Genomic DNA, 16,438 nt, shown 5'->3' on the forward strand with positions numbered 1-16,438 from the left:
GCGTCTCGCGATCGTTCGGTGCTCGCCGTCCGGATGCTGTCGGGCGGCCTCTTCCTTGGCCGGATAGAGATGACGCCTCCGGCCAAGGGGCATCATATTTCGATCGGAACATCCGGCCCATGCGGGAGTTTTTTGTCGTCAAGACACGCCATAGGAGGACCAAATGGCAACCGAGAAGACGCTGAACGATCTGTTTCTCGATACTCTCAAGGACATCTACTATGCCGAAAAGCAGATCCTGAAGGCTCTGCCGAAGATGGCCCGCGCTGCGCAATCGGAAGAGGGCAAGGCCGGTTTTCTGCAGCATCGGGACGAGACCCAGGCGCAGGTCGAACGCCTCGAACAGCTTTTCGAAATGATCGGCAAACCGGCACGCGGAAAGACCTGCGAGGCCATCCAGGGCATCATCGCCGAAGCCGAGGAGATCATGGACGAATTCAAGGGCACCGTTGCCCTGGATGCCGGCCTGATTTCGTCCGCCCAGTCGGTCGAGCACTATGAGATCGCCCGCTACGGCACGTTGATCGCATGGGCAAAACAGCTCGGCCTCAAGGATGCCGTGCCGCTGCTGCAGGCTACGCTGGCCGAAGAAGAGGCAACCGACAAGAAGCTCACGCGGCTCGCGGAGTCTTCAGCCAACATCAAGGGCAAGGGCAAGGCGGCCTAAGCCGCTCTGTGCGCTATGCTCCTTCGCAACGGCCGCCGCCTCGGCGGCCGTGCTTTTACAGGGGCTCCCTGTGATCAGAGACCAAGCTGCCAGATTTCGGCGGTGAGCACATGTCTCTCCGGCGCGGCGAGACGCATGGAGTTTATCCCCTTGAACCCCGGCAGCCGCTTGGTTCCCGTCCAGCGGCCATCATCACCGAAGACCTCGATGGAACCTGTATCGAGGAATATGCGGATGGTTGACGGGCGTGCGCCGGCGGCGATGTAACGGGGCGACGTCTTGGCACCCGCTACCGAAAAGAGAATGCTCAGTCCGTCGTCATTCAACTGAACCGCGACCGTCGCGTCGGGATGTTCGAACGCGAGATGGAAGGCATTGCCCGCTTCCTTGAGCGTGAGGAGGATCTCGACAGCGCCGTTGGCAAGATCGACCGGATGGCCGTCCAGAAGGCCCTGAGCATCCAATGGGCGCTGCCGCAGACTTTCGACACCGGCGATCGGTGGGGTGATCAGCGCGCCGCCGCGCAATGCCAGCCGCCGCGGCAGTGTCATCGCCGTCGGCATGTCGACTTCCTTTGAAACATCCGTCCAGTTCGCGAGCCATGCGATGCCGACCGGACCGGCCTCGTCGACGAAGGCCTGGAATGCGTAGGCATCGGTGCCGAAGTCCAACTCCTGCTCGAATTCCACAGAGAAGCTGTGACCATCGAAGCGGCCGATGGTGGCAAGAGTGATATTGCGCCGGCCCGTTACCGGGTCGCGGCTTGTGAGAAGACCGAAGATCAGCGCCCATCGGGTCAACGGGTCGTTCGCGGGACCATCGAGAGGCACCAGGCAAGGGCACTCCGCCGCTGTCATCCCGAAGCGGTTCTCGCGGTGAAGCCTGCCGAGGAAGGTCCAGCCAGTCGCCGCAGTTGGATCCTCCGTTTCGTAAAGCAGGATGACCCCGCCCTCCCGGTCGCGTGTCCCCAGCAGCATCTTCCATTTTCCGTCGGGGCCTATGAAGACATAGGGATCGCGGAAGTCGGTCGTCAGACCAAGCCCCGCGGGCCGCGCCGGCAGGATCAGGCTTGCCGGTTCGACGTGGACAAGATCGCGGCTGGTGGCGGTGAACTGAACCTGCTCCTCCGGTTCCCGATCCTTCATATGCTCGGTGAAAAAGATGCGAATGCCGGCGTCATCCAGCGCGATCGCCGAGCCGGAAAACGCCCCGCCCCGCCCATCCGCCCGCGCGGCGAGGGCATCCGAAGGCGGAAGAAAGATCGGAAGATGCGTCCAGTGAAGATAATCGTCCGAGACCGCATGCCCCCAATGCATGTTGTTCCACCGAAGACTGTGGGGATAGTGCTGGTAGAAGAGGTGCGCCCTGCCGCCGAATCTTCCGAACCCGTTGGGATCGTTCATCCAGCCGAAAGGCGGGCGGAAATGATAGCCGCCGGTAACGTTGGGCGCGGCATTGGAAGGCCTGACATGCAGCAGCCGGATACCGTCTTCGAGAACACGGGGCTGGCGGAAGGCATAGAGGACCGAGACGTTGGTGGTGACCGGATCGTAGGAGAAGGCGGTTTCTCCGCCGCTTTCCAGTGTCAGCAGCCGAAGTTCGAATTCATCGGGATTTGACGTTTCGACAGCCCCGGCCGGATCGCCGTCGACATGTGCGGTCAGCCTTCCCGGCGCGCCCCCATGCGAAGCCTTTATCCAGGCATGGATCGTGCTCCCCGCCGGCAGGACGGCTGTGATCGTCTCCAGCCCGCCTTCATCGGACGGAGACATCGCTTGGCTTGTCATCAATTCAACCTTTCACGGCAGAACCGATAAAGGAACTCACGAACCAGCGCTGGAAAACGAGGTAGAGCCCCAGGATCGGGATCATCATCAAAACGGAGGCGGCCATCGCACGATCCCAGTAGATGCTGTCCTGTCCGAAGAAGGTCGCGATGGCGACGGCGATCGGCCGGGCATAATCCGTCTGCGTCACGAGGATCGGCCAGAGATACTGGTTCCAGGTCTCGATGCCCATCAGGATCGATACGGTGGCCAGTGCGGGCAGGCTGAGCGGCAGGAAAATCGAGCGATAGGCCCGGAAGAAGGAAGCGCCGTCCATCTCGGCGGCTTCCAGCAGTTCCTTCGGCAGCTGCGTGAAGAACTGGTAGAACAGGAAGATGTAGAGAGGGCTCGCGACCCAGGGCACGATCTGCACCGCGAAGGTATCGGACATTCCCGCCCTGGACACCATGATCACGAGGGGCATGATGATGCTTTCCTGCGGAATCACATAGAGTGCGATCACCACCGACAGGATGACCGCCCGGCCCCTCAGCGACCCCCAGGCCAGAACGAAGCCGGCCATCGAATTGACGATCAGGCCTGAGCAAACCGTGGTGACCAGAATGATCAGCGAGTTGATGAGGTAACGGCCGAAGGCGAGTTCGCCCGAGAGGTGGCCGACCTCCGCATAGTTGGAGAGCGTCGGATTCGAAACCCAGAAGGCCCGGAAGCTGCCCATGTCGGCAAGGATCTGGAACCGGTCGTCCTTGAGGCTTGCCACGACGAGGAGCAGCAACGGAGACACGATCACCAGGGCGATGATGAAGATGCAGGTCACTTGGATGAGGCGAAGGACCCGTGCTGCCGAACGAGGCCGCGCCGCGCGGGCCTGCGGGATCGAGAGAGCGATATCAGACATCGAAGCGCCTCAGGAGCTGGCGCTGGATCAGCGCGATGATGAGAACGATGACGAACAGGATGACGGAGACTGCGGAGGCATAGCCCATCTTCTGCTCCTCGAAGCCGGCCCGGACCATGTAATGCACCACCGTCTCGGTGCTGCTCTTCGGTCCGCCCTGCGTGAGAATGGCGACCTGAGTATAGAGCTTGAACGCCTGGATGGTGGTGATCACGAGGACGAAGACATGGGTCGGCCGCAGGCCTGGCATGGTAACGTGCCAGAAGCGCCGGAAGGCGTTGGCGCCGTCGATCTTGGCGGCGTCGTAGAGTTCGTCAGGAATGCCCTGAAGGCCGGCGAGATAGACGATCATCTGGAAGCCATAGGCCTGCCAGGCCGAGAGCAGGACGAGCGAGAACATCGCCCACTCGGGATCGCCGAGCCAATCGATCGGCTGGATTGCGCCGCCGGAGAGAAAGCCGAGGATCTGGTTGAACGGTCCCGTCGGATATTGGAACAGGGTGCCCCAGATCACGCAGACCACGACCATCGACGTGATCGCCGGAAGGAAGAACATGCCGCGCAGCAGATTGCGGAACGGCAGCTTCTGATGCAGCAGCAGGGCCGTTGCGAAAGCCAGGCCGCATTGGGCTGGAATGATCCAGAAGGTGAAGCGCGAGACGTTCCAGAGCGCAGTCCAGAAAAGATCGTCCTGGAAGATGCGGATGAAATTGTTGAACCAGACGAACCGGATGGGCGTCGGCCGCGGCACCAGAGGCTGGTTGGTCATCGCCGTCCAGAAGGACAGGAAGAACGGCACGATCAGGAAGATAGTCAACAGGATCACGGCCGGCGCGAGCATCGCCGCTTCCTGCATCAGGCGCCCCCTGTCGTGCCGGCGCGCCGAAGCTTTTCGCACTGATGTCGACGGCGATGTCGATTGTTGCATGACCATGTTGCTCCTCCTTTCCCAAGCCTCAGTGCCGGTCCCGCCTTGCGATGTGGACAACACCGCAAGGCTTCGACCGATCGGCACCGATGGCCGTTACTGCTGATCACCGAACGGCGGATATCCGTCGTTGTCCTCGATATCCTGGTCGATCTTCTTGGCGGCGGATGTCAGCGCCGCCCTGGGATCGCCATCGTTGAACACCTCGTCGACGGCCTGCATGAAGGCGGAGGTGATGGTGGGATAGGCTGGATGCGGCGGACGCGCGACGGCCGTCTTCGAAGCCTGCTCGAAGGCGATCGCCATGGGGCCGCCGTTTGCATAGAGCGGAGATTCGGCCGCGAAGCTCTTCAAGCCGGGATAGCCGGACTGGCTTGCGACATAGGCCCGGAACTCCTTGTCCTTTAGCAGGAAGCTGATGAACTTGGCTGCGATATCGGGATGCTTTGAGGTCTTGGTGATCGCCCAGATCCAGGTGCCGTTCGGGCTCGCGCCCTTTGCGCCGAACTTGGGAAGCGGCAGGACGACGATGTTGTCCTTCATGGTCGCCGCAGCCTCCGCATAGACCCAATGTCCGCCGAGCGCCAGTGCGGCCGGATTGCCTTCGGCGAAGAACTGGTTGGTGCCGGCCGACTGCGGCACGACCCAGCCGTTCTTGACCCATTTCTGCATCATGGCGAGGGCATCGACGCAGGCGTCGCTGTCTAGCGTTCCCTCGGATTTCCAGGCTTTGCGGTCGATCAGGTCGCAGCCTGCCGATTGCAGGATCGGACCATAGGCATAGGTGATCCATTCGGTCTTGATGCCGTAGCCGCGAAAGGTGTCGATCGGCCACTTCACGCCGTCGAGCTTCGAGAGCTTATCGAGATAGCTTTCGAACTCCTCCCGCGTCCAGGCATCGTCGACGGATTTCGGGATGCGGGCGCCGATCGCCTCGAGATATTTCTTGTTGCCGTAAAGAACGACGGAAGAGTCCGTCAGGCCGATCGCATAGAGATCCTTGTCGATCGGATATGTGCCCTGAGCGATGTTGGACTCCGTCATGTCGTCGACGAGATCCTTGTCGATCAGCGGTTTGATCGGCTGCAGATAACCCGACCAGACATAATTGGCGAGGAACGGCGCATCGAGCTCCATGACGTCGGGCAGTTGTTTGGCCATGACGGCCGCGCTGAACTTCTCATTATAGGCGTCGTGCGGCGCATAAATGAACTGCACATCGACATCGGGATTGGCGGCCTCGAAGCGCTCGGCGACCTTGCCATAGGCGGCGACAAAACCGGGATCGCCCTGATGCATGATCTGGATCGCGGTCTTTTCGGCTGCGTCAGCCCATGTGGCGGCCAGTGCCGAAGACAGGACGAGAGACCAAAGTAAACGTTTACCCATTAGAATTCCTCCTCAATTGAATGGGCCTTCCTCAACTTACACGGATGCCCGCTCCACCAACTGGAACGGCAGTTTCTGCACTCCGACCGGAGGCCGGTCTTCGGCAAGCAGGATGTGCGCGGCCTGGCGGCCCATGGCGCGGTGCGGCAGCGCCATGGTTGTCAGCGGCGGATCGAGGCGCGAGGCGATCTCGACCTGATTGTCGAAGCTCGCGACCGCGACATCATCGGGAATGGTCGCCCCGCATCGGCGCAGCGCGGCGTAGACTTCCATGGCCACACGATCGTTGCCGCACAGAATGGCGTCGGGACGCCGCTGGCTGTTGATGAGATCATGTATATGCGTGGGCACGAGACTATGCGCCCGATCGCTGTAGATCGCCTTGCTGACAGCGGGAAGTACGATAGCCCCTGCCCCATCAATGCCGGCGTGATCGAGCGCCTGCCGGAAGCCCAGTTCACGCAGTTCGCCGGCGAGCAGTCCCGGGAGGTTGATGAATGCGATATTGCGGCGGCCCGCGTCGAGCAGATAGCTGGTAATCTCGATCGCCGCGCCGGTTTCATCAGGGACCAGTGAGGTCACGCGATCATTGGCGTCCCGGCAGTTGATCATCACCCCGACGGTATCGGCAAATTCGCGCGGCAGGTCGACACTTTTGTGATACATGGCGGCATAGGCAATCGCGCGCGGGCGAAAGCGCCGCATCTCATCGAGGATCGATCCCACGCTGCGATGGCCGCCGAGCGTCATGGCGAAGACGGCCATGTCGGAAGCACGCACAGCGCCGTCGAGCCCCCTGATGATCTCCGTCGCGAAAGGCGAGGTGATCAGGTCATCGGCGACGAGGCCGACAAGCGGCATCCAGCCCTGCCTCATACTGCGAGCGGCGAAGTTGGTGACATAGCCGAGTTCCTCGGCGATCCCCTTGATCCGCTGGCGCGTTTCCTCCGACATGCGCGCCGAACCGCCATGCAGAGCGCCTGACACGGTCTTGACGGAAACGCCCGCGCGGGCGGCTATGTCGTTGAGTGAAGCAGTCACGGGTTCGCTTTGGGTTATCGATTACCCATATCGGTATCAATCCCTTTCCGATGAGTCAAGCGATGACAGTTTCCTGCCCCGCTCAATCGATCTCCTCAGGGATGAAGCCGCCGGTCTGGCGCCTCCAGAGCCGGGCAAACAGCCCATCCCGTTCGACCAGGTCTTCCGGCCGGCCCTCTTCCACGATGCGTCCGTGATCGAGCACGACGATCCTGTCCATCCTGGCGATCGTCGAGAGGCGGTGGGCGATGGCGATCACCGTCTTCCCCTCCATGACGAGGTTCAGCCTTTCCTGGATGGCAGCTTCGGATTCGCTGTCGAGGGCGGAGGTCGCCTCGTCGAGGACCAGGATCGGCGCGTCCTTCAACAGCACGCGGGCGATGGCGACACGCTGGCGCTGGCCGCCCGACAGTTTGATGCCGCGATCGCCGACATAGGCGTCATAACCCTTGCGGCCTTCGTTGTCTGTGAGATCGGCGATGAAGGCCTCGGCGCTTGCCATCTTCGTCACTCTTTCGATCTCTTCCTGCGTCGCTTCCGGCCGGCCGTAACGGATATTGTCGCCGACCGAACGGTGCAGCAGCGCAACATCCTGGGCGATGACGCCGATCGCACGGCGAAGACTTGCTTGGGTGACCGCGCGGATATCCTGCCCGTCGATCAGGATCGCGCCGCCTTTGATGTCGTAGAAGCGCAGGAGCAGGTTTGCGAGCGTCGTCTTGCCGGCGCCGGAGAGGCCGACCAGGCCCACCTTCTCGCCGGGCTGCACCGTCAGCGACAGGTTGTCGATGATTGCTTTGCCGGACTTGTAGGCGAAACGCACCTTTTCGAAACGGATCTCGCCCTGGTGCACCGCGAGTTCGGCCGCATCCGGCCGATCGGTGATGGTGGGTGGCGTCGTCATGACGGGCATGGCGTCCTTGATCGTGCCGATCGCCTGGAAGATCTGCTGGCCCATCTGCATGAAGACGAAGATCTGCGACGACAGCCGATTGAGGATATAGACCGCGCCGACGAACTCGCCGACCGTGAGGAAGCCTTTGACGAGGCCGGAGAATCCGATCGCCAGCATGGTCAGCCACAACAGCGTGTTGAGGATGACGACGGTCACTTCCGACGAGCGGTAGATGCGCTGCTCGCTGTGCTGCGTCTGCACGGCCTTTCCGATGATGCGGCGGATCGTGCCTGCTTCGCTGTCTTCGGCCGCGAACTGCTTGATCATCTGCATATTGGTGTAGAGATCGGTGATGGCGCCGGCGACGAGGCTGCGTTGCTTGGCTGTGCGGCGCGAGCGCTCGACGAAGATCGGCACGATCCTCGCGGTGAAGGCGACGTTGAGCACGATCCAGACGACGACGGGCAAAGCAAGATGCCAGGCGAGCGCGCTCAGCAAAATCACCGAGCCCACCAGTTGCATCAGGAAGCGCGGGATGGATTGGAAGCCGGCGAGGATCTGCTGCTGGACGGCGGAGGAGACCGGCTGCAGCCGCGAGGAGACCTGGCCGGCATAGAGATCATGGAAAAAGGCAAGATCCTGCCGCTCCACTGCCTTGTGTCCCTGCCACTGAATGGCGGCCGGCATGGCGATGCCCAATGTATGCGAGTTCAGCGTATTGAGCACGAAGGATACGATCGGCATCACCGGAAAGATCAGAAAACCGAGAACGGTCAGCAGCAGCCATTCGCTGCGCAGGAAGACGGCAGCACCCTGCTGCGTCACGCCATCGACGATGACCGAGAGCCCCCAGACAATCGTCAGGTTGATCACCTCGAACACCATGGAGCAAAGCGCCAGCGCAATCAGCACACCGCGAAACATCGAGATGAAATGCAGCACCACCGTCACCGGCCCCTTTGACGGCAGCGGCCGGTAGGGAATGTCGAGCGGCCGGATCAGGGTTTCGAAGGGACGATAGATCGCATCTGAGATCGACATGGGCCGCTCGGTCAAATGTTGGAACAAGGGCGAGGGACTTAAGGCTACGCAGGCAGAGGATAGGATCACCTTGCGGCTGCAATCTCAACTAGAATTTTGATGAACGTTTGGGAATGGGAGGCTGTATAAAGGTGGCGCTGAAATCGAGGATGCACAGGCCGCGAGGAACGCCCCTCTCCGATACTGAGGCCCGCAGGCCGCGGCATCGGGTGTCGGCGCAGCGCCTCGCCCTTTGGGGGCCGTGGGATGAGGCTCTCCTGAAGCCGAACCCCGCCGAAGCGGGGTTCTTGGTGCACGGCAAGCCGGTCAGTTGTTGTGCGCTGCGCAGGCTTCGTCCATCGGGGTGGCGTTGCTCGTACCGCCCTGCGTCTGGAGGTTGGCGGAGTTGTTGACCGGGTTCGGGCACTTGGTCTTGTCCATCTTCATCGTGCCGCTGGTCGTTGAGCCGGTCGTGGTGGTATCCGTGGCCATGGGCTTCTTGGCTTTCACATCGCCGCTCGCGCCGCCGCCCTGATCGGCCTGGTTCTTGTCGATCGTGGCGCCGGCCGGAGCCGGATTGGACTGGGCGAAGGCTGATGTCGCCATGCCGAGTGCGAGAAGCGAGGCTGCTACGAGTTTCATACGCATCCTGATATCCTCCTTGGGATGTTGCGTGAGTGGCCCATCCACAACCTCGCCAGGACATCATTGTTCCGCAGCTGCTGATGACAATTTCCGCTGCCCGCCAGGGCGCTCCATCAGCCCCGCTCCGAGGGCATTTCATCGCCGGCCTAAAACTTCCGTGAGGGATTATCCGGCGTCGACGCGGTGGTTCTGCAGTTCGTCGAGCACGGCATCATGCCCGATGACGTCCCAATGCCCGATATGCCTGTAGACGATCACCTTCGGGGTCGGAAAAGTGCCGTGCGTCCGGCAGAAGTCCCCGATCTGTTCAAGCCTTTGGCGTGTTGCGGGCCACTAGGCGCGGGCGTATGATCAAGCTGACTTAGGATTGGACCAGGAGCGATGCGGGATCATCGCGGACGGAGGTCCTGATGAATACGTCACCTTCAAACGGGCGCGACACGAAAGCGCTGCCATCCGCCGTGATCTCAGCGCGCCGGATCCACGAGTTGACCGTCCATGCGGATGTCATCGCCCTGCTGCCCGACCCGGCAAATGCTCGGATCTGCCTCGATATCGCCGAAGATGCCGCTCGCGCCATTAATGGCCGCCTGGCGGCCGCCCATGTCGGGGCGGATCCGGAACGGATGGTGGCTGCGCCCGAAGAAATCGACTTGCAGATGCTTCGCGACATGGACGAGGGTTCGCCACAACAGCGCCTTGAGCGGGTGATAAGCGTCTTTGAATTCTGGAAAGACGCCAATCCGGGCCGAAGCGACCTGCTGCTTGATGACTGTCGCGGTGATCTTGGCCGCTGCGTCACATCCGAATGCCACGAGAGCGCACTCGTCGTCACGCCATGCTACGGCAACATGGATGCTCGCGACGCATTCCACGACCTGCTTTTCAACGAACACAAGCTCGTGCTCGTGCCGCCTGCAGGCCGCTATTCGAGCCATCTCCTGCAGCATGTCGTGATCGGTTGGAAGCCGCACGAGCACGCACAAGCCGCCATCATCGCGGCAAGACGTTGGCTGGCGGTAGCGGAGCGTGTCACCGTTTTGTGCGTCAACGACAAGGCCGACGGCAGCTACCAGCTTACCGCCAGGGAACTGATTGCGCAGCTCGGCTTGAAAGGCGACATCGTCGCGATCCGCTCGGAGGGTCGTCCAGTTGCCGAGGCCATTCTTGATTTCGCGGGTTCCGTCGGCGCAACCTGCCTGCTGATCGGCGCTTTCAAGCATGGTTATTTTCTCGAACTGCTTCTCGGCCGCGTCACTCGCTACCTGCTGTCGCACGCGAGACTTCCCGTGATGATGAAGCATTAGAGAGGCGCGATTTTCGTTCCCGCCGTCGATGGCGATCTTCACGCCTTTCCAGGGAACCGCAGCGAGCACTCCCCCCGCTGCTCTGTGCCCCGGTGATTCTCGGACGCGAAGTGCTTATACTTAACGGCGATCGCGGAAGCTGCGCAGTTCAGAATCTCGCATGGGACTATTGCGACCGGTTTGACCGTGTCTCCCGACGCGCTTCCCTTCGAGCCAGGAGAAAGATCGGAAGGGATGCAAGCTGCGCCGCTGCGACGAACGCGGCAAGCGCAAGCGTCGAGCGATCATAGAGCAATCCCATTGCGACGCTGCCCAGCAGCCAACCTCCGCCATAGGCCGAATAGAACATGCCGAACCCCAGACCCCGACGCCCTTGCGGGAGCAACCCGGCGATGATTGCCTTCATCAGCGTGTCCTGCACCGCGTAACCGATGCCCCACAAGGGCATTGCGATGACAGCCATCGCGAAGCCGCCCTGGAGTAGAATCGGAGCGAAGCAAGCAGACAGCACGATCCCCACAGTGAGCGCCACCTTATCCGACCAGTCGTAGAGCCTGCCGAGGATCAGGTTGGCAGCCACCCCTGATCCGGTGGAGAAGGCGAGCAACACCGGGATCCATTCAGATGGGACGGTCCGAGTGCGCTCCAGATGGTATGCTCCGAGCTCATAACTGAGCAACCCGGCCGATGAGTGCCATGATTGCGAGCAAAACAGAAATGGTTAGCAGGGCATAGGCGGTTCGATAGTCGCCACGCAGGAATAAAATGAGAGCGGCAATCAATGGCCCCAGCGTCGCCCCCGCCTCGTCGAGGGCGGTATTGAGGCCGAAGGCCCAGCCTCGCCCGAGTTCACCGGTGGTATAGGAGATCATTGTCTCGACCGTCGGCTTGCGCATGGCACGGCCAACCCGTTCGGCAATGATCAGGGCCGCCGCAAGCTCCCAACTCCCGGCCAGTGCCATTGCCGGCACGGCGCAGAGATTGATCGCGTAGCCGGCAAAGGTAACCGCCCAATAGGCGCCGCTCCGGTCGGCGATCCAGCCGGCGACGGGCCGCAGCGCATATCCAAGGAATTCCCCTGTGCCGGCAATGATGCTGATGGCAGCGGCACTCGCCCCCAGCATTCCAAGGAACTGACCGTTGATCGCCGCGCCGCCTTCATAGGTGAGGTCGCCAAAAAGATTGACGATTCCCATGATCAGCGCGAAGCGGAGAGCGGACGAACCGCCACTATCGAGCCCTCTCATATGCGACTCCTTCTACGGCACCTATTACGCGGACGTTGCTGGTCTCTTCGACCGGCAGACGCAGCAGCGTCTCAACGCCTGATCCCTCAGGATGCAGAGATCAAATTCTGCGGTCGAAGAGCACCAGCGACCGGGTGTCCTTCAAGCGGAAGACTTGGGCGGGCCGATTGCTCGCCCGGCGCATTTCGCCTTCGACCGGCTCCAGGAAATCGGCTTCCGCCATGCGCTTTCGAAAGGCCGATTTGTCGAGCTTGCGGCCGAGAAGGCTCTCATAGACCGATTGCAGCTCGCTCAATGTGAAACGGACAGGCAGCAGATGGCCCGGCAGGCTCGAATATTCGACCTTGCTCCGGATACGGCCGAGCGCCTCCTTGAGGAGAGCCGCATGGTCGAAGGCAAGGGACAAGCCGACGCCCTCGCCTTCGATCGGTCGCCATTCGGCCTCCTCGGCCATCGCATCCTGCCGCTCGGCGACATCATCGGCCGAAAGCAGCGCGATGTAGACGATGCTGATGCTCCAGCCTCTTGGGTCTCGATCGCGGTTCCCCGTCGTTTGCAGCTGTTCGAGATAGGGTGTTTCGACGCCGGTCTTTTCCTTCAGCACCCGGCGCGCCGCAGCCTCCAGATCCGCATCCTCGTCGATATGGATCCAGCCGCCGGGCAAGGCCCAGTCGCCGGCAAAGGGGGCGCTTGTCCTGCGCACGAGCAGCACGGAGAGGCCCGCCGGCGTCAGCGAGAAAATGGCGAGATCGACGGTCGCGATCGGTTTGAAGGCGTCGTTGTCGTGTGTTGTCATGATGGGAACATAGCATGACCCGGCCTTAGTGTAAATCTTCAACTAAGTTAGTTGACATTTGTCACTAAGTTATGTTTTCTGTTTTTCGACACGAGCGAGGGGCTCGCGCCAGCAACAGGAAAACGGATATGTTCGGACTGCGCTTCATCAAGACGGAACCCACGCAATACGTCATCCAATATCAGAACGGCAAGGCCGTCCGCGAGGGCGCCGGCCTTGCTTTCTGGCATTTTTCGCCTTCGAGTTCTCTCGTGCTCGTGCCGACGGCCAGCGTCAACGATCCTTTCATCTTTCCTTTGGTGACATCGGACTTCCAGGAAGTGACCGTGCAGGGGCAGATCACCTATCGCATCGCCGAGCCGCGCCGTACGGCGGCACTCTTGAATTTCACGCTCGACCGCAAGGGCCACTACGTCTCGGAGGACCCGCAGAAGCTTTCGACCCGGGTGATCGACCGCGTTCAGGTGGCGATGCGCGCAGAGGTGCAGACGCTGTCGCTGAAGGAGGTTCTGGCATCGGGCGAGGCGCTCGTCGCCGGCGTGGCCGACGCGCTCAAGGTCCATCCGACGATCGAAGCGCTCGGCCTCGAAATCCTCGGCCTGTCGCTACTCGCCGTCATGCCGAAGGCCGAGACATCAAAGGCGCTGGAAGCGCATGCCCGTGAAGCGCTGCTGCGGCAAGCTGACGAAGCCATCTATAGCAGGCGCAATGCGGCGATCGAGCAGGAGCGAACGATCAAGGAAAACGAGATCGCCACCGAAATCACGCTGGAGAACAAGAGGCGGCAGGTTCGCGAAGCCCAGATGGAAGCCGAACGCGCCGTGCAGGAACGGCAGCTGCAGATCCGCCGGGAAGAAATGGCCGGCAAGATCGCGCTCGAAGAGCAGAACCGCGACTTGGTGACACTGGCGGCGACCAATGCGCGCGCCGAGGCCGACGCCCAGGCCTATGCGATGACGGCGATGATGAAATCCTTCGAAGAAGCCGATCCGAAAGTGCTGCAGGCGCTCGCCTCGGTCGGCATGCAGCCGGGGCAGCTCATGGCGCTCGCCTTCCGCGACCTCGCCGACAATGCGACGAAGATCGGCCAGCTGAACGTCTCGCCCGATCTTCTCAGGGAGATCTTGCAGCCGCAGGAGGGCAAGGACCGTGCCGGCCTCTGACGAACGCAAGATCATCCTGATCGTCAGGCCGACCCGGCTCGACGAACTTATTGCCCGCTTCAACACGGTGCAGCAGGCGCAGTTTTATGTCGAACATCTCGGCGCCGACTTCAGCGACTATCTCGCCGAGAAGAAGCGGTACGAAACTGCCATCGCCGAGGTGGAAGCAAGCCTGCGTGCCGTCGCCCGCGTCCAGCGTCTCGACCGCCGCTACCTCGCGAGCTTCGTCTTCGCTCCCGACGATGTCGTCGTCGTGCTCGGCCAGGACGGCCTCGTCGCCAATACGCTCAAATATCTCGACGGCCAGCCGGTCCTCGGCGTCAACCCCGATCCCAAGCGCTGGGACGGCCTGCTGCTGCCCTTCAACCCGAAAAGCCTTCCGAAAGTGATCGGCGAGGCTCTGAAAAACAAGCGGCCGATCAAACACGTCAGCATGGCCAAGGCGACGCTCAACACCGGCGCCGTCATCCACGCGGTCAACGATCTCTTCATCGGCCCGCAAAGCCATGTCTCGGCCCGCTATATCCTGCACGCCGAGGAGCGCGAGGAACGTCAGTCCTCCAGCGGCATCATCGTCTCGACAGGCATGGGATCGACCGGCTGGCTGAAGAGCCTCTATTCCGGCTGGCTCGGAGCCGCGAGCGCGCTCGGCCTCGAACCCGCCGACCGCGAGATCGACATGTCCTTCGCCTGGGACGCGGATTATCTGCGCTACTTCGTGCGCGAACCCTTCCCCAGCCGCACCACCGGCACCACGATCGTTGCCGGCAGCGTCTCTAAGAGCCAGCCGCTCACCATCGTCTCCGAAATGCCGGAACACGGCGTGATCTTTAGCGACGGCATCGAGACGGATTTTCTGGAGTTCAACGCCGGAACGCGGGCGGAGGTGACGCTGGCTGAGCGGCAGGGGTTGCTGGTGGTGTGAGGGAGCTGAGGTTCGGATGGTTATGGCAGCGTAATGACCCCGTTGCCCTGGAGCGAACCGAGATCGCCGGCTGTTACCTTTAAAATATAATCGTGAATCGCTGCTGCGCTCGCTTCCGCCGTCTTTGAAGTGACATCCAAATTCAGCGTAAACGGGTGTTGGGGGTCGAGGACCTGGGCTCGTCTGCTTTTCTCCCTGGCAGCCTGCACGTCAATCGACTTTAACCGCTCTCGACGCGCCGGCGTGGTAACGCGATGCGCCAACTCCTCCTCGTCGCAGAGCAATCTCACGGGCACCAGCAGCGCCTCGCATTGTTGGGCTGCGCCGGCAATCTGCTGAAAGGTGCGATTGCTACGCTCATCACCTTCTATGCCGGCATGGGTGAAAATGAAATTCGCCGAAGGAGGGCCATAGGCGACGATCGCATCCAGGACGGCTTGCCGAACTCTTCCGGTATATTCCACATATTCCATTCGGGAGAGGCGTCGTTCCGTCGTCATCGAGCAGACGCAGTATCGGGTTGTTGAACCAATGATTGTCAATAACCTTTGCAGTCAGGAGCGGACTTAGTTCTCTCGCGATCGTCAGCTTTCCCACACCGGGAAAGCCCAAGAGGAGAATGAATAGCTTCATGGGGCTTTCTTCCCTATTCACAGCTGACTTCTCGAACCCGCAGTCACTGCAATCGACGAGTAAGAGGCGGTGCCCGATTTGGTCGGTGCCACAAGATCATAAATCGTAGCGGTTTCGAAAAGCCGTCGCTTCCTTTGGTTATCTCAAAGGCTCAATCAAATGTCTGCCATGTCGGTAACCGCCTTGCCGCCAGCATCGTCTCCCAGGATCAGCCGCTCACCATCGTTTTCCGAAATGCCGGAACACGGCGTCATCTTCAGCGACGGCATCGAAGCGGATTTTCTTGAGTTTAATGGGATACGGGGGTGGTGATGCCGGCTGAGCGGCAGGAGGTTTCGGTGGTGTCGGGGACTAACGCTTTGATTTGTTTCGTTTCGATATCGAAATGGAAGTAATATTCAGGTTTAGTTCCTTTACTTCTCCGCAGTCTTCTCACGATATGTGGCTGCTGTCACTTTTGCTTGAGCTGAGACGAGGAACCCTCGCGCGGATGAAGATGAGCGGCGGCGGCTGATCAAAAAAGAGTCGGGTATCGACTTTGCTCCGGAGAGTAGCGGGTGCGCCGCCGTTGATTGATGCAAGGAGCGGCGCTGCGGCGTGTCCTTCGAGGCTTCGGCCTTCGGCCTGCGCGCCTCAAGGATGAGGAGCGTTGGGGGATGCCGCGCCTTGGAGAGCGTTGGTGGGGCCGTAATCGATGGCAGGCGCCCGATTGTGTGGAGCCCGGCACCGTAGAGAGTCTCTCCCTGAGGCGCCTCGAACGGCTGGGCGGGTGTACGGGTGTCAGATGATGCAAGGAGCGGCGCTGCGGCTCGTCCTTCGAGGCTCCGGCTTTCGGCCTGCCGCCTCAAGATGAGGGATGTAGGGGGATGCCGTGCCTTGGAGGGCGTTGGTGGGGCCGTAGTCGATGGCAGGCGCCGGATGATTTTGTGCGGAGGTTCGGAGGCATTCCAGTTGCGCGACGCCCAAGAGAGCCCCACCCTGCGAGCTTGTGAAGCTTTTGAAGCTGGCGCGTTTCTGGCCGGTCTTGGTTTGCCGATGTAATCGATCGTCAGACGATTGCGCGGTGCGTTCGGATGGTCGCTTGTTGGCGTCAGGGT

General features: G+C 61.3%; 15 protein-coding genes and 1 pseudogene. 4 read left to right on the forward strand and 12 right to left on the reverse strand.

Features of this window, described 5'->3' with window-relative positions; all coding sequences use genetic code 11:
- The first annotated feature begins 163 nt into the window (after nt 1-163).
- Nucleotides 164-667, forward strand: a complete 504-nt coding sequence (locus tag QWJ46_RS26130) for a ferritin-like domain-containing protein (protein WP_302754907.1) — start codon at nt 164-166, stop codon at nt 665-667.
- A 74-nt stretch (nt 668-741) separates the two neighbouring features.
- Here the strand turns inward: QWJ46_RS26130 and QWJ46_RS26135 are convergent, their stop codons facing one another.
- From QWJ46_RS26135 to QWJ46_RS26165, 7 genes are all read right to left on the reverse strand, one after another.
- A complete protein-coding gene (locus QWJ46_RS26135) occupies nt 742-2,454 on the reverse strand; it encodes a glycoside hydrolase family 32 protein (protein ID WP_302754910.1) in 1,713 nt (570 codons plus the stop codon).
- 4 nt (nt 2,455-2,458) lie between these two features.
- On the reverse strand, nt 2,459-3,352 hold the full coding sequence (locus QWJ46_RS26140; RefSeq protein ID WP_302754913.1) for a carbohydrate ABC transporter permease: 894 nt from the start codon (nt 3,350-3,352) through the stop codon (nt 2,459-2,461).
- Complete coding sequence (locus tag QWJ46_RS26145; RefSeq protein ID WP_302754916.1) at nt 3,345-4,286, reverse strand: carbohydrate ABC transporter permease; 942 nt, start codon at nt 4,284-4,286, stop codon at nt 3,345-3,347. The genes QWJ46_RS26140 and QWJ46_RS26145 overlap by 8 nt, the downstream gene beginning before the upstream one ends.
- A gap of 90 nt (nt 4,287-4,376) precedes the next feature.
- Complete coding sequence (locus QWJ46_RS26150) at nt 4,377-5,669, reverse strand: sugar ABC transporter substrate-binding protein (protein WP_184460571.1); 1,293 nt, start codon at nt 5,667-5,669, stop codon at nt 4,377-4,379.
- 36 nt (nt 5,670-5,705) lie between these two features.
- The gene (locus tag QWJ46_RS26155) at nt 5,706-6,710 is read right to left on the reverse strand and encodes a LacI family DNA-binding transcriptional regulator (protein WP_302754920.1); all 1,005 of its coding nucleotides are present in this window, start codon (nt 6,708-6,710) and stop codon (nt 5,706-5,708) included.
- An 82-nt stretch (nt 6,711-6,792) separates the two neighbouring features.
- Nucleotides 6,793-8,646 carry an ABC transporter ATP-binding protein gene (locus QWJ46_RS26160; RefSeq protein ID WP_302754923.1) on the reverse strand — a complete coding sequence of 618 codons (1,854 nt, stop codon included), beginning with the start codon at nt 8,644-8,646 and terminating at the stop codon, nt 6,793-6,795.
- 306 nt (nt 8,647-8,952) lie between these two features.
- Nucleotides 8,953-9,273: a hypothetical protein gene (locus QWJ46_RS26165; RefSeq protein WP_302754926.1), complete on the reverse strand. Its 321-nt coding sequence runs from the start codon at nt 9,271-9,273 to the stop codon at nt 8,953-8,955.
- Nucleotides 9,274-9,680: 407 nt separating this feature from the next.
- Here QWJ46_RS26165 and QWJ46_RS26170 point away from each other — a divergent pair, with 407 nt between their 5' ends.
- A complete protein-coding gene (locus QWJ46_RS26170) occupies nt 9,681-10,577 on the forward strand; it encodes a universal stress protein (protein ID WP_302754929.1) in 897 nt (298 codons plus the stop codon).
- Between the two features lie 166 nt (nt 10,578-10,743).
- Here QWJ46_RS26170 and QWJ46_RS26175 read toward each other — a convergent pair whose 3' ends face one another.
- The 3 genes from QWJ46_RS26175 to QWJ46_RS26185 form a co-directional block, all read right to left on the reverse strand.
- Nucleotides 10,744-11,184, reverse strand: coding sequence for an MFS transporter (locus QWJ46_RS26175; RefSeq protein WP_302754932.1), 441 nt, complete (start codon nt 11,182-11,184; stop codon nt 10,744-10,746).
- A gap of 58 nt (nt 11,185-11,242) precedes the next feature.
- Nucleotides 11,243-11,824 (reverse strand): MFS transporter, encoded by a 582-nt coding sequence (locus QWJ46_RS26180; protein WP_302754935.1) that lies wholly within the window; start codon nt 11,822-11,824, stop codon nt 11,243-11,245.
- A gap of 100 nt (nt 11,825-11,924) precedes the next feature.
- Nucleotides 11,925-12,620: an NUDIX domain-containing protein gene (locus tag QWJ46_RS26185; RefSeq protein WP_184460577.1), complete on the reverse strand. Its 696-nt coding sequence runs from the start codon at nt 12,618-12,620 to the stop codon at nt 11,925-11,927.
- A 128-nt stretch (nt 12,621-12,748) separates the two neighbouring features.
- Between QWJ46_RS26185 and QWJ46_RS26190 the strand changes: the two genes are divergently transcribed.
- Both QWJ46_RS26190 and QWJ46_RS26195 read left to right on the forward strand, forming a co-directional pair.
- Nucleotides 12,749-13,783 (forward strand): SPFH domain-containing protein, encoded by a 1,035-nt coding sequence (locus QWJ46_RS26190; protein WP_302754937.1) that lies wholly within the window; start codon nt 12,749-12,751, stop codon nt 13,781-13,783.
- Nucleotides 13,770-14,708, forward strand: a complete 939-nt coding sequence (locus QWJ46_RS26195; RefSeq protein WP_302754939.1) for a sugar kinase — start codon at nt 13,770-13,772, stop codon at nt 14,706-14,708. Before QWJ46_RS26190 ends, QWJ46_RS26195 begins: the two co-directional genes overlap by 14 nt.
- 20 nt (nt 14,709-14,728) lie before the next feature.
- Here the strand turns inward: QWJ46_RS26195 and QWJ46_RS26200 are convergent.
- Nucleotides 14,729-15,341 (reverse strand): annotated as a pseudogene (locus QWJ46_RS26200) (AAA family ATPase).
- A gap of 780 nt (nt 15,342-16,121) precedes the next feature.
- A partial coding sequence (locus QWJ46_RS26205) for a hypothetical protein (protein ID WP_302754941.1) occupies nt 16,122-16,438 on the reverse strand: 317 nt, incomplete at its 5' end.

The sequence above is a fragment of the Rhizobium sp. CBN3 genome, assembly GCF_030518245.1.
GTDB lineage: Bacteria > Pseudomonadota > Alphaproteobacteria > Rhizobiales > Rhizobiaceae > Rhizobium > Rhizobium aethiopicum_A.